Annotated in this window: 12 protein-coding genes; 9 read left to right on the top strand and 3 right to left on the bottom strand. The window is 60.8% G+C overall.

Annotated elements, in window-relative coordinates:
- Positions 1-104: 104 nt before the first annotated feature.
- Positions 105-1,925, top strand: a complete 1,821-nt coding sequence (gene typA / locus ACF8Q6_RS03035) for a translational GTPase TypA (protein WP_003249222.1) — start codon at positions 105-107, stop codon at positions 1,923-1,925.
- Between the two features lie 180 nt (positions 1,926-2,105).
- Here typA and ACF8Q6_RS03030 read toward each other — a convergent pair whose 3' ends face one another.
- Positions 2,106-2,510: a YkgJ family cysteine cluster protein gene (locus ACF8Q6_RS03030; protein WP_003249225.1), complete on the bottom strand. Its 405-nt coding sequence runs from the start codon at positions 2,508-2,510 to the stop codon at positions 2,106-2,108.
- A gap of 184 nt (positions 2,511-2,694) precedes the next feature.
- Between ACF8Q6_RS03030 and ACF8Q6_RS03025 the strand changes: the two genes are divergently transcribed.
- The 5 genes from ACF8Q6_RS03025 to ACF8Q6_RS03005 all read left to right on the top strand — a co-directional run bounded on the left by ACF8Q6_RS03025 (position 2,695) and on the right by ACF8Q6_RS03005 (position 8,044).
- On the top strand, positions 2,695-5,145 hold the full coding sequence (locus tag ACF8Q6_RS03025) for a glycogen/starch/alpha-glucan phosphorylase (RefSeq protein WP_392494424.1): 2,451 nt from the start codon (positions 2,695-2,697) through the stop codon (positions 5,143-5,145).
- A 237-nt stretch (positions 5,146-5,382) separates the two neighbouring features.
- Entirely contained in the window at positions 5,383-6,393 is a 1,011-nt protein-coding gene (locus tag ACF8Q6_RS03020) for a class 1 fructose-bisphosphatase (protein ID WP_003249230.1), read from the top strand.
- A gap of 3 nt (positions 6,394-6,396) precedes the next feature.
- The gene (locus ACF8Q6_RS03015) at positions 6,397-6,993 is read left to right on the top strand and encodes a DUF924 family protein (RefSeq protein ID WP_012053931.1); all 597 of its coding nucleotides are present in this window, start codon (positions 6,397-6,399) and stop codon (positions 6,991-6,993) included.
- A gap of 227 nt (positions 6,994-7,220) precedes the next feature.
- Positions 7,221-7,475, top strand: a complete 255-nt coding sequence (bamE, locus tag ACF8Q6_RS03010) for an outer membrane protein assembly factor BamE (protein WP_003249234.1) — start codon at positions 7,221-7,223, stop codon at positions 7,473-7,475.
- Entirely contained in the window at positions 7,472-8,044 is a 573-nt protein-coding gene (locus ACF8Q6_RS03005) for a lipocalin family protein (protein ID WP_004576931.1), read from the top strand. The genes bamE and ACF8Q6_RS03005 overlap by 4 nt, the downstream gene beginning before the upstream one ends.
- A 149-nt stretch (positions 8,045-8,193) precedes the next feature.
- On the opposite strand, the gene ACF8Q6_RS03000 is transcribed toward ACF8Q6_RS03005, so the two are convergent.
- On the bottom strand, positions 8,194-9,558 hold the full coding sequence (locus tag ACF8Q6_RS03000; protein WP_392493844.1) for a formimidoylglutamate deiminase: 1,365 nt from the start codon (positions 9,556-9,558) through the stop codon (positions 8,194-8,196).
- Between the two features lie 144 nt (positions 9,559-9,702).
- Here ACF8Q6_RS03000 and hutC point away from each other — a divergent pair, with 144 nt between their 5' ends.
- Together hutC and ACF8Q6_RS02990 are read left to right on the top strand one after the other, a co-directional pair.
- Positions 9,703-10,413, top strand: coding sequence for a histidine utilization repressor (hutC, locus tag ACF8Q6_RS02995; protein ID WP_173881450.1), 711 nt, complete (start codon positions 9,703-9,705; stop codon positions 10,411-10,413).
- Positions 10,410-10,982, top strand: a complete 573-nt coding sequence (locus ACF8Q6_RS02990) for a HutD family protein (RefSeq protein WP_392493843.1) — start codon at positions 10,410-10,412, stop codon at positions 10,980-10,982. The genes hutC and ACF8Q6_RS02990 overlap by 4 nt, the downstream gene beginning before the upstream one ends.
- 112 nt (positions 10,983-11,094) lie before the next feature.
- On the opposite strand, the gene ACF8Q6_RS02985 is transcribed toward ACF8Q6_RS02990, so the two are convergent.
- Positions 11,095-12,449, bottom strand: a protein-coding gene (locus ACF8Q6_RS02985) for an IS3 family transposase (protein ID WP_392498268.1) whose coding sequence is annotated in 2 segments (ribosomal slippage) — positions 11,095-11,930 and positions 11,930-12,449 — 1,356 coding nt in all. Because the reading frame shifts where the segments join, the coding sequence is not laid out codon by codon here.
- 129 nt (positions 12,450-12,578) lie between these two features.
- Here ACF8Q6_RS02985 and map point away from each other — a divergent pair.
- The gene (map, locus tag ACF8Q6_RS02980) at positions 12,579-13,376 is read left to right on the top strand and encodes a type I methionyl aminopeptidase (RefSeq protein ID WP_012053431.1); all 798 of its coding nucleotides are present in this window, start codon (positions 12,579-12,581) and stop codon (positions 13,374-13,376) included.
- The last annotated feature ends 72 nt before the right edge of the window (positions 13,377-13,448 follow it).

Below are 13,448 nucleotides of genomic sequence, written 5' to 3'. Positions count from 1 at the left end.
TATCCGCCATCGCCCTCCCGACCGCCGGGCCCGCTGAGCCTCAAACAGTACATATTGGCCGCCTACACTGGGCGGCAACCAAATCCTCTGATCGAGATACACTTGTGATCGAAAATCTGCGTAACATCGCCATCATCGCCCACGTTGACCATGGTAAAACCACTCTGGTCGACAAACTCCTGCGTCAGTCCGGCACTCTGGAGCGTAACGAGCTCAATGACGAGCGCGTCATGGACTCCAACGACCAGGAAAAAGAGCGCGGTATTACCATTCTGGCGAAAAACACCGCCATCAACTGGAACGGCTACCACATCAACATCGTCGACACCCCCGGCCACGCCGACTTCGGTGGCGAGGTTGAGCGTGTAATGTCGATGGTCGACTCCGTGCTGCTGCTGGTCGACGCCCAGGACGGCCCGATGCCGCAAACCCGCTTCGTGACCAAGAAGGCTTTCGAAGCCGGCCTGAAGCCAATCGTCGTGATCAACAAGGTTGACCGTCCGGGCGCACGTCCTGACTGGGTTCTGGACCAGATCTTCGACCTGTTCGACAACCTCGGTGCCACCGACGAACAGCTGGACTTCAAAGTGGTCTACGCCTCGGCCCTGAACGGCATTGCCGGCCTGGACCATACTGCCATGGCCGAAGACATGACCCCGCTGTACCAGTCGATCATCGACAACGTACCTGCACCGTCTGTTGACCGCGACGGCCCGTTCCAGATGCAGATCTCCGCACTGGACTACAACAGCTTCCTCGGCGTTATCGGTGTTGGCCGCATCGCCCGTGGCCGCGTCAAGCCGAACACTCCGGTTGTCGCCATCGACACCAACGGCAAGAAGCGTAACGGTCGTATCCTGAAGCTGATGGGTCACCACGGTCTGCACCGCGTTGACGTCGAAGAAGCCCAGGCTGGCGATATCGTCTGCATCAGCGGTTTCGATGAGCTGTTCATCTCCGACACCCTGTGCGCCCCGGATGCGGTAGAAGCGATGAAGCCGCTGACCGTTGACGAGCCGACCGTTTCGATGACCTTCCAGGTCAACGACTCGCCGTTCTGCGGTAAAGAAGGCAAGTTCGTCACCAGCCGTAACATCAAGGACCGTCTGGACAAGGAGCTGCTGTACAACGTTGCCCTGCGCGTTCAGGAGACCGACTCCCCTGACAAGTTCAAGGTTTCGGGCCGTGGTGAGCTGCACCTGTCGGTGCTGATCGAAACCATGCGTCGTGAAGGCTTCGAAATGGCCGTGGGCCGTCCTGAAGTGATCATCCGCGAAGTCGACGGCGTGAAGCAGGAGCCGTTCGAGAACGTCACCATCGACATCCCTGAAGAATCCCAGGGCAAGGTCATGGAAGAGATGGGTCTGCGTAAAGGCGACCTGACCAACATGGTTCCGGATGGCAAGGGCCGTGTTCGTCTGGAGTACAACATTCCAGCCCGTGGTCTGATCGGTTTCCGTAACCAGTTCCTGACCCTGACCAACGGTGCAGGCATCCTGACCTCGATCTTCGATCGCTACGACACCATGAAGTCGGGCCAGATGTCCGGCCGCCTCAACGGCGTACTGGTTTCGGTCGAGACCGGCAAGGCACTGACCTACTCGCTGGAAACCCTGCAGGCTCGCGGCAAGCTGTTCGTTGAACACGGCCAGGAGATCTACAACGGTCAGATCATCGGCCTGAACAGCCGTGACAACGACCTGGGCGTGAACCCGACCAAAGGCAAGAAGCTCGACAACATGCGTGCTTCGGGCAAAGACGAAGTCATCGCCCTGGTACCACCAGTTCGCCACACCCTCGAGCAGGCCCTGGAATTCATCCAGGACGACGAGCTGTGCGAAGTGACGCCTAAGTCGATCCGTCTGCGCAAGAAGATCCTGGACGAAGGCGAGCGTACCCGCGCAGCCAAGAAAGCCAAGAACTGAGTTAGCTCAGGCTGAATGAAAACGCCCCCGGTCGAAAGGCTGGGGGCGTTTTTGTTTGTCTGGGTCTTTTGTGCTGGTTGTACCGGCCTCTTCGCGGGTAAACCCGCTCCTACAGGATCCACAAAGGTCAAGACCTGTAGGAGCGGGTTTACCCGCGAAGAGGCCGGGGCAGGCAATAGATCAACGCCCAACCACCTTGGGCTTGTAGGCACAATACCCCGGCCGCGGCCCGACCTTGGGGTGGTTGCGGCAGGTATCCGGGCGCTTGTCATAAATGGTGCACAGCCGGCTTTTACGATCCAGGTACATGCAGTCGTCGTTGCTCATCCGGGTCAGGGTGAAGATCCCGGACTTCTGGTTGAAGCGCTCGATGATGCCTTCTTTTTGCAGGCGCTTGGCCACGTTCTTGGGGGGTTCGTCTTTTTCGAACTCGTCGACCACGCCGATACGGATCAGATCCTTGATCTTCACCTCCACCGGCAGGGTGCAGCAGGTCGAATGGCAGCCATGGCACATGTTGCTGGTATAGCGCTGCCAGGTCTCCAGGCGGTCGACTTCGGCCGCGGCGATCAGGGTCGTTTTCATCTTTATAGGGTGGATCACGGTCTTGGGGCGCGCGATGATACCGGAATTGTTCAATTTATGAACAACCTTTTGCCGGAATCGCAGAGTGGGCATGAAAACTGCGAACCGTAACTGTCGCTCTCTGTCGAAGGGTCTAGTCTCAACACTCTCCCTCCGCTTTCGTCAACTTGCCCGAGGATGCCGCATGTCCCAGGAACCCAAAGCACGTGACGCCGAAGTCGCGGATTTTCGCGCTGCTGTACTGAACAAGCTGACCTACGCGGTCGGCAAGGACCCCGAGCACGCCTTCGACCATGACTGGTTCGAAGCCATTGCCCTGGCCGCGCGCGATCACATGGTCGACCACTGGATGGATCACACCCGGCAGGCCTATCGGCGCAGCCAGAAGCGTGTCTACTACCTTTCCCTGGAGTTTCTCATCGGCCGCTTGCTGTACGACAGCCTGAGCAACCTGGGCCTGCTGGACGTCGCCCGCGATGCGCTGGAAGGGCTGAATGTGGACCTCGAACGCATTCGCCTGCTCGAGCCGGACGCCGCGCTGGGCAATGGTGGCCTTGGCCGTCTGGCTGCGTGCTTCATGGAGAGCATGTCTACCCTGGGTATCGCTGCCCATGGTTACGGCATCCGCTACGAGCACGGGCTGTTCCGTCAGGCCGTGGTCGATGGCTGGCAGCAGGAACAGACCGAGAACTGGCTGGATTTCGGCAACCCCTGGGAGTTCGAGCGCGCCGAGGTGATCTACCCGATCAGCTTTGGCGGCAGTGTCGAAACGGTGCACGATGCAAGCGGTAGCCAGCGCCAGGTATGGTGGCCTGGCGAGACGGTGCGGGCGGTGGCGTACGACACGCCGGTAGTCGGCTGGCGCGGATCCAGCGTCAACACCCTGCGCCTGTGGCGCGCGCGCGCGCTGGAAGAGCTGCACCTGGAGCGCTTCAACGCCGGTGACCATTTGGGGGCTGTGGCTGAAGTGGCGCGTGCCGAGAGCATTTCGCGTGTGCTTTACCCCGCCGACAGTACCGAGGCCGGTCAGGAACTGCGCCTTCGCCAGGAGTACTTTTTCGTCTCGGCTTCGCTGCAGGACTTGCTGCGGCGCCACCTGAACATGCACAAGGACCTGCTCAACCTGCCTGATGCAGCGGCCATCCAGCTAAACGACACCCATCCCTCGATTGCGGTGGCGGAGCTGATGCGGTTGCTGGTGGATCAGCACGAAGTGCCTTGGGAAAAGGCCTGGGAGCTGACCGTCGGCACGCTCGCCTACACCAACCATACCCTGTTGCCAGAAGCCCTGGAAACCTGGCCGGTAGCGCTGATGGAGCGCATGCTGCCGCGGCACATGCAGATTATCTACCTGATCAATGCCTACCATATCGATGCGTTGCGGGCCAAAGGCCTGCACGACTTCGACGTGCTGCGCGCGGTTTCGCTGATCGAGGAAGACAACGGCCGACGGGTGCGCATGGGCAATCTGGCGTTTCTCGGCTCGCACAGCGTCAACGGCGTGTCGGCGCTGCACAGCAAGTTGATGAAGAGCACGGTGTTCTCCGAGCTGCACAAGCTGTACCCGCAACGGATCAACAACAAGACCAATGGCATTACCTTCCGCCGCTGGTTGTACCAGTCCAACCCTCAGCTGACCGAGATGCTGGTCGAGGCGCTTGGGCCGGAACTCAAGGACGACCCGCAGATGCTTCTGGCGGGCCTGGTGCCGTTCGCCGACAAACCCGGTTTCCGCAAACAGTTCGCTGCCCAGCGGCTGCACAGCAAGCGCGCCCTGGCCAGCATCATTCAGGATCGCATCGGCGTCACGGTCAACCCCGAGGCGCTATTCGACGTTCAGGTCAAACGTATTCACGAATACAAGCGCCAATTGCTCAACCTGATGCACACCGTTGCACTGTACCAGGCCATACGCAACGACCCTGGCACCAATTGGGTGCCGCGGGTGAAGATCTTCGCTGGCAAGGCCGCGGCCAGTTACCACCAGGCCAAACTGATCATCAAGCTGGCCAACGACATCGCCCGGGTGGTGAACAACGACCCGACGGTGCGCGGCCTGCTGAAGGTGGTGTTCCTGCCCAACTACAACGTCAGCCTGGCCGAGAGCATCATCCCGGCGGCGGACCTTTCCGAGCAGATATCCACCGCGGGTTACGAAGCTTCCGGTACCAGCAACATGAAGTTCGGCCTCAATGGTGCGCTGACCATCGGCACCCTGGATGGCGCCAACGTGGAGATGTGCGAACAGGTGGGGGCCGACAACATGTTCATCTTTGGCCTGACCGCGCAGCAGGTTGAAGCGCGCAAGCGTGCCGGTGATTTTGGCGCCAATGCCGCCATAGCTGCTTCCAACCGCTTGACCGATGTGTTGCAGGCCATCCGCAGTGGTGTGTTCTCGCCAGACGACCCTTCTCGGTACACCGGGTTGATCGACGGCCTGGTGGCCTACGATCGCTTCCTGGTGTGTGCCGATTTCGATGCCTACTGGGATGCCCAGCGGCGGGTCGAGGATCTGTGGCACACACCGCAGGAGTGGTGGCGCAAGGCGGTGCTCAATACCGCGCGGATGGGCTGGTTCTCCTCGGATCGGACCATTCGCGAGTATGCGACCGAGATCTGGAAGGCGCTGGACTGAGGCGGGCCTGTGCTGGCTTGTTCGCGGGTAAACCCGCGCCTACAGGGTCCTTATCCACCTGTAGGCGCGGGCGCGCCCGCGAATGGCCTCACAACCAGACCACCGGCCTGGCGAAGGCTGAACTACCGACCTATTGTGCCGTCTGAGAGCCGTGGCGAGTCTCATCACTCGCTAGCCCGTCACTCTCCCTGTAAACTGCGGGGGTTTTTCATCCCCCCAATCCGTTCGGAGCCATACATGTCCCGCGTTACCCTGAGTCGCTATCTGATTGAGCAGACCCGCAGCAACAATACCCCTGCCGATCTGCGCTTCCTGATCGAAGTGGTAGCGCGTGCGTGCAAGGAAATCAGCCATCACGTGTCCAAAGGCGCCCTCGGCGGTGTGCTGGGCAGCATGGGCACTGAAAACGTGCAGGGCGAGGTCCAGAAGAAACTGGACGTGATTTCCAACGATATCCTGCTGGAAGCCAACGAGTGGGGCGGTCACCTGGCTGGCATGGCTTCCGAAGAAATGGACAATGCGTACCAGATCCCGGGCAAGTACCCGAAAGGCGCCTACCTGCTGGTCTTCGACCCGCTGGACGGTTCGTCGAACATCGACGTCAACGTGTCGGTCGGTACCATCTTCTCGGTTCTGCGTTGCCCTAACCAGTACCTGAGCCAGAACGAAAGCCTCAACGAAGAAGCGTTCCTGCAGCCAGGTACCGAGCAGGTTGCTGCCGGTTATGCCATCTACGGCCCGCAGACCATGCTGATCCTGACCCTGGGCAACGGCGTCAAGGGCTTCACCCTGGATCGCGAACTGGGCAGCTTCGTGCTGACTCACGAAAACATCCGCGTACCGGAGACCACCGCCGAGTTCGCCATCAACATGTCCAACCAGCGCCACTGGGAAGCCCCGGTACAGCGCTATGTGGGCGAACTGCTGGCAGGCGAGACCGGCCCGCTGAAGAAGAACTACAACATGCGCTGGATCGCCTCGATGGTGGCCGACGTGCACCGCATCCTGACCCGTGGCGGCCTGTTCATGTACCCACGTGACGCCCGCGAACCAAGCAAGCCGGGCAAGCTGCGCCTGATGTACGAAGCCAACCCGATGTCGTTCATCATCGAACAGGCCGGTGGCGCTTCCACCAACGGTTACGATCGCATCCTCGACATCAAGCCAGAAAGCCTGCACCAGCGCGTGTCGGTGATTCTCGGCTCGAAGGAAGAGGTCGAGCGCGTCACCGCTTACCACAAGGAGTAAGTCATGCTCGCACCTTGGCAGCCGTTGCTGGAGTGGTGGTTCGGTTGGGGCACCAGTGCCCAGGCCGTGGCTGACGAGAAGAGCACGCTGTGGTTCGGCAAGCATTACGATGCCGAGGCCCATGCGCTGTTTGGCGACCTGGTCGAGCATGCCCTGGCGGGTGGGCTCGAAGAGTGGCAGCAAAGCCCGCAGGGCTGGCTGGGCCTGCTGATTTTGCTCGACCAGCTGCCACGCATGATCTACCGCGACACGCCGCGCGCCTTCGAGGGCGACCGGCGTGCCCAGGTGGTCGCCATGCAGGGCCTGCAGAAGGGCTGGGATTACCAGTTGCTGCCGATCCAGCGCGTGTTCGTGCTGCTGGTACTGGAGCATGCCGAAGTGCTGGACTGGCAGAACCTGTGCGTGGAGCGTTATCGAATGTTGCTGGATGAACAGCCCGAGGCCAACCGCCGGCTGTTTGAAGGCTTCCTCGACTATGCCGAGCAGCACCAGCGGGTAATTGCCCGTTTCGGGCGCTTCCCGCACCGCAACCTGGTGCTGGAGCGGCCGAGCACCAGCGAAGAGATGGACTTTTTGCTGGAGCCTGGGTCCCGGTTCTGAGGCCCAAGAGGCCTGCTGTGCAGGCATCGCGACGCAAGGCCGCTCCCATTGGGGGCGGCCTTTTTTATTGGGCGCATGATTAATGCTTTGTGATTAATCGCACAGTAGTGGCCATCCGACCAATGGTGTAGGGACATAGGGGGTGGGGCAGGGAACCTGGGAGGGATTTTCACGTCGAAGGTCACTGCAGGCCACTCGCCTGTATCATCTTTCAGGAGTGTCCCTTCATGTCGTTGCGTTCCCTCGCCCTGTTGTCGCTGTGCGTCGTGCTGACTGCCTGCAGCAAGATCAATCAGGAAAACTATTCCAAGATCAAGGCCGGTATGAACAAGGCCGAGGTCGAGCAGTTGCTCGGCACGCCGACCGAGTGTTCTGGCGCGTTGGGCATGAGCAGCTGCACCTGGGGGGACGAGAAGAGCTTCATCAGCGTGCAGTACGCAGCTGACAAGGTGCTGATGTATTCCGGGCAGGGCCTCAAATGAGGCGTGCGTACCTGCTGATGGGGGTATGCCTGGCGTTGCTGCTGGGCGGTTGTGCAGGTTCCGTGCACGACCCGCTGGCGCCGAAAACCGCCGGCCATGTCGACCTCAAGCGCTACCAGGGCAAATGGTACGAGCTGGCGCGCCTGCCCATGCGCTTCCAGGAAGGCTGCGAGCAGTCCGAGGCCCATTACAACCTCAGGCCTGATGGCAGTTATGGCGTGCTCAACCGCTGCCGCACCATGGGTGATGAATGGCTTCGCGCCGAAGGGCATGCGAATATCCAGGAGCCGGGGCACACCGACAAGCTATGGGTCGAGTTCGATAACTGGTTCACCAGGCTGGTGCCAGGCGTGGCGCGGGGTGAGTACTGGATTCTTTATGTGGACGACCACTACCGTACGGCCATCGTCGGCAGCCCGGACCGCAAATACCTTTGGATTCTGTCGCGCACGCCGACACTGCCGGCCTGGGAGCGTGAGAACCTGCTGTCCAGGGCGCGGCAGCAGGGGTATGACACCAGCCGCTTGATCTGGCGGGCGTCCGATCAGCAAATAGTAAAAATGCATTGAGTTTTTTGGGGTTGCTTTGCAACCTTTCGCGGGCAAGCCCGCTCCCACAGGTTCTGCGCTGAACCCTGGGCTGCCCCCGAGAGATTTTGTGGGGCAGTCCAACCTGTGCGGGCTTGCCCGCGAAGGGCTGCAACGCAGCCCCGGTACACTCAGCCCAAAAGCTGGCGCAACACCTCGGCAAACGCCCGCCCGCTTTCTTCTTCTTGCGCATGCCGCCCCTGGCGCACCACCCACTGCCCATTCACCATCACATCGCGCACCTGGCGATCGCCGCCGGCAAACAGCCAACGGTTGAGAATGGCATCACCCTCCGCCATGGCGATGTAGGGGTCCTGCCCATCGAGCACCAGCCAGTCGGCACGCTTGCCCACCGCCAACTCGCCGACCGTCTGCCCCAGCGCCTGTGCACCACCGGCCAACGCCGCGTCATACAGCGTGCGTCCGACCATCGGTTGGTCGCCGCGATACAGGCGGTTGCGCCGCTGGTCCCGCAGGCGCTGGCCATATTCCAGCCAGCGCAGCTCCTCCACCACGCTCAACGACACATGGCTGTCCGAGCCAATGCCCATACGCCCGCCCTGTGCCAGGAAATCCACTGCCGGGAAGATCCCATCGCCCAGGTTGGCTTCGGTGGTCAGGCACAACCCGGCCACCGCGCCGCTGCGGGCCATGGCAGTGACTTCGTCCGGTTCGGCATGGGTAGCGTGTACCAGGCACCAGCGGCGGTCCACGTCCACGTGCTCGTACAGCCACTGCAGCGGGCGCAGGCCGCTCCAGGCCAGGCAGTCGTCGACTTCCTTCTGCTGTTCGGCGATGTGGATATGCACCGGGCACTGCCTGTCGCTGGCCGCCAGCACTTCGGCGATCTGCCCAGGCGTTACCGCCCGCAGCGAGTGGAAGCACAGGCCCAGTTGCTGCGCCGGTTGCGCGGCCAGCAGAGGGGCGAGCTGGGCTTGCAGCTGCAGGTACTGCCCGGTGGAGTTGATGAAGCGCCGCTGCCCGTCGTTCGGCGCCTGGCCGCCAAAGCCTGCATGGCTGTACAGCACCGGCAGCAAGGTCAGGCCGATGCCGCTGTCGGCTGCGGCCGCGCTGATGCGTCGCGACAGCTCGGCCGGGTCGGCGTAGGGCTTGCCGGCCTGGTCGTGGTGCACGTAGTGGAACTCCGCCACCGAGGTATAACCCGCCTTGAGCATCTCGATGTACAGCTGGCGGGCGATGACCTGAAGCTGCTCTGGACTGATCTGCCCGACCAGGCGGTACATCAGGTCTCGCCAGGTCCAGAAACTGTCATTGGGGTTGCCGGCAACTTCCGCCAGGCCTGCCATGGCGCGCTGGAAGGCATGCGAGTGCAGGTTGGGCATGCCGGGCAGCAGCGGGCCGGCCAGGCGCTCGGCGCCTTCGGCCGAAGCGCCAGGCTCGATGCTGGCCACGCGGCCATCGCGGGCGACCTCGATACGCACATGGCTGGCCCAGCCCGTAGGTAGCAGGGCGCGTTCGGCGAAGTAGGCTGACATCGGTGGAATCCTGTTATTGTTAACTTGTATATACATATACAGGCGTTTGCCTGCCGGGTAAACTGCGGCAAGCTACCGCTCATTTCATTTGCACAAGGATCCATCGCCGTGCCGACACCTCCTGTCTCCGTGCTGGTTGCCCAGATGGGCGAGGGCCCGGCGCCGCTCTACGCCCGGGTCAAACAGATGATCATCCAGCAGATCGACAACGGCAGCTGGCCACCGCATCACCGGGTACCTTCCGAGAGCGAGTTGGTCAACGAGCTGGGTTTCAGCCGCATGACCATCAACCGCGCCCTGCGTGAACTCACCGCCGAGGGCCTGCTGGTGCGCATGCAAGGGGTCGGCACCTTCGTGGCCGAGCCCAAGGGCCGTTCGGCGCTGTTCGAGGTCAACAACATTGCCGATGAAATTGCCGCGCGCGGGCACCAGCATAGCTGCCAGGTGATCACGCTTGCCGAAGAAGCGGCCGGCTCCGAGCGGGCGCTGGCTCTGGACATGCGTGAAGGTCAGCGGGTGTTCCATTCGCTGATCGTGCATTTCGAGAACGGCGTGCCGGTGCAGATCGAGGACCGCTACGTTAACGCGGCCATCGCCCCCGATTACCTCAAGCAGGATTTCACCCGGCAGACGCCTTACGCCTACCTGTCCCAGGTGGCGCCGTTGACCGAAGGTGAGCATGTGGTCGAGGCGATCCTGGCCGAGCCGGAAGAATGCCGCCTGTTGCAGATCGAGCGGGGCGAGCCTTGCCTGCTGATTCGTCGTCGCACCTGGTCCGGCCGCCAGCCGGTGACCGCTGCACGGCTGATCCACCCCGGTTCCCGTCATCGCCTGGAAGGACGTTTCAGCAAATGAGTCAGCTGCAGTTGTTGCGTGCGCACGATTACCCGCGCATGCCGTGGAAGAACGGTGGCGGTTTCACCGAAGAGATTACCCGCGACAGTGGCGAGGGCCTGGACGGTTTTGGCTGGCGTCTGTCGATTGCCGATATCGAAGAGTCGGGCGGGTTTTCCACCTTTGCCGGCTACCAGCGGATCATCACCGTGCTGCAGGGCGACGGCATGCGCCTGCTGGTCGACGGCCAGGCCAGTCGGCCATTGCTGGCGTTCGATGCGTTTGCGTTCAGCGGCGAGAGCCAGGTCAGCTGCAAGTTGCTGGGCGGGGCGATCCGCGATTTCAACCTGATCTATGCACCTGAACGTTATAGGGCGCGGCTGCAGTGGCTGGATGGCACCAGCCGGGTGTACAGCTCGGCGTCGACGGTGTTGTTGTTTGCTGCCAGCAGCCATGTTGAGGTGACCATCGTGGGGCGTGAAGCGCAGCGGCTAGGGTTGTATGACTGCCTGCGGCTGGAGGGCAATGACGAATTGCTTGGGCTGGAGGTTCAGGGGCGGTTTTGCTTGATTGAGCTCATTTCTCGCTGATGGGCTTGGCGATACATTTTCATCGCCTGTGAGATCGAGCGCCGCCCGCGCGGCGCATCGCGACGCAAGGCCGCTCCCACATTTTGGACTGCCCCCCAAAAGTTGGACAGTTTTAAGCTGCTGCCTGAGCCCTGTACTCCACAGGGCTCAGGCCATTGAGCCTCAGCTTGATGCGATCATGGTTGTAGTAGTGAATATACTCATCCAGACCCGCTCTCAGCTCATCAATACTCTCGAAACGCTTCAGGTAGAAAAACTCAGATTTGAGCGTGCCGAAGAAGCTTTCCATGGCCGCGTTGTCCAGGCAATTGCCTTTTCGAGACATGCTCTGCTTTACCCCACATTCGCTTAGCTTGCGACGGTATTGCGCCTGCTGGTAATGCCATCCCTGATCCGAATGCAGCACGAGCTTCGGTTTCTCTCCCAGGCAATCGAGCGCTTTGCCAAGCATGTTCCCAACCAGGCTATAGCACGGGCGGCTGGCCATTTCGTAGGCCACGATTTCGCCGTTGTACAAATCCATCACGGGCGACAGATAGAGCTTCTGTTGAGCTACTTTGAACTCGGTTACGTCAGTCACCCACTTCTGGTTTGGGCGTTGAGCGACAAAATTTCGCTCCAGTACATTCGCTGCCACTTTGCCGACGGTACCTCGATAGGAGCGATATTTCTTGGGGCGCACTACTGATTTCAATCCCTGCTCAGCCATCAGCCGTTCAATGACCTTCTTGTTCACCCGCTTTTCCTTCCTGATTACGAGTGCGATACGGCGATAACCATAAAGCCGTTTCTGCTCGTGATAGACGCGATGCACCAATGCCTTGAGCTCAGCATGCCGGTCTGGCTTCTGCTGCGCTTTGAGCTGGTAGTAGAAGGTGCTGCGCGCCAGCTCGACCAACTGAAGGAGGTCAGGCAAAGGAAACCTGCGCTTGAGTTTGGAAACGATCAGGACTTTTCCCCGCGTGTTCGTTCCTTTTCCTCGCGCAGAGCCTTGAGCTCCTTTAGGACAGCATTCTCCATGCGCAGGTACTCAAGTTCAGCCATCAGCTGATCTCGAGACTTCTGATCATCATTGGTATCGGTGGGTTTGGCAGGCTTGATCTTCTTCGACACGTCGATTGGCTTTCTTGGCTTGATGACAGTAGAGGGTGCAGGACTGCCACTGTAGTACTGCCGCTGCCAAATGCCTATCTGAGAGGACTGCCCAAGACCAAAATGGGCAGCGGTCTGGCGCAGTGAAAGCCGATGCTCGTGCATGTAGCTAAGCACCTGCTGCTTGAAATCACTGCTATAGCGCCGCCCATGCGAGCCTGGACCAATGCCATTATTGGCCTGATATCTGGCCACCCAGCGTCGAAGCAGACTGAAATCGATACCTAAGTGTTGAGCCACCTTTCGGAAACCGTTGCTGCCATCCAGATAGGCTGTGATGGCTGTGAGCTTGAATTGCTCGGTGTACTTACCCATAGATCCCCCAAGGGTTGGATTGGTGTCCAACTTCTTGGGGGCAGTCCAAAGACAGTGCTGCGGCGTGCCTTGCGCACCATGCGGTGGCAACCTCACGCTCCCAGGCGCTATGCTGGGGCAATTTCCAGCATGAGCAACTGCCCTCCCCCCATGTCCCAGGTGATCCTCAAGACCCCCGCCCAACTCGACCTGATGCGCCGCGCCGGCCAGCTACTGGCCCAGGTGTTCACCGAACTCGATAGCTTCATCCGCCCCGGCGTGACCACGATGCAGATCAACGACCGCGCCGAGGCGTTCATCGTCGATACGCTCAAGGCACGGCCAGCAAGCAAAGGCCAGTACGGTTTCCCTTACTCGCTCAATACGTCGGTGGACCACGTGGTCTGCCACGGCATCCCCAAGGTCGATGAGGTGCTCAAGGAAGGCTCGATCATCAACGTCGACATCACGCTGGAACAGGGCGGCTACATTGCCGATTCGTCGAAGATGTATTGCATCGGCAAGATCAGCGAAGAAGCCCGGCGCCTGGTCGACACCACCTATGACGCGTTGTGGAAAGGCATCGAGCAGGTGCGGCCTGGGGCAACGCTGGGTGATATCGGCCATGCCGTGCAGGCCCATGCCGAGGCGGCGGGTTACAGCGTGGTGCGCGAGTATTGCGGCCACGGTATTGGCCAGCAGATGCATGAAGGGCCAGAGGTGCTGCACATTGGCCAGCGCGGCATGGGCATGAAGCTGAAACCGGGGATGGTGTTTACCATCGAGCCGATGATCAACCAGGGTGGCCGCGGCACGCGCGAGTTGAAGGATGGCTGGACGGTGATCACCCGGGACCACAGCTTGTCGGCGCAGTGGGAGCACACCGTGGCGGTGACTGAGGGTGGGTATGAGGTGCTGACATTGCGGGAGGAGGAACGTCGTGGCTGAAGCTGCGGCAAACGCGTGCAGGTAGGGGTACAAAATGCAGGCACAAAAAAAGCGACCCTAGGGTCGCTTTCT

The organism is Pseudomonas sp. GLN_2 (genome assembly GCF_043106005.1).
Lineage (GTDB): Bacteria > Pseudomonadota > Gammaproteobacteria > Pseudomonadales > Pseudomonadaceae > Aquipseudomonas > Aquipseudomonas alloputida.
This window is presented reverse-complemented; position numbering and strand designations above follow the sequence as displayed.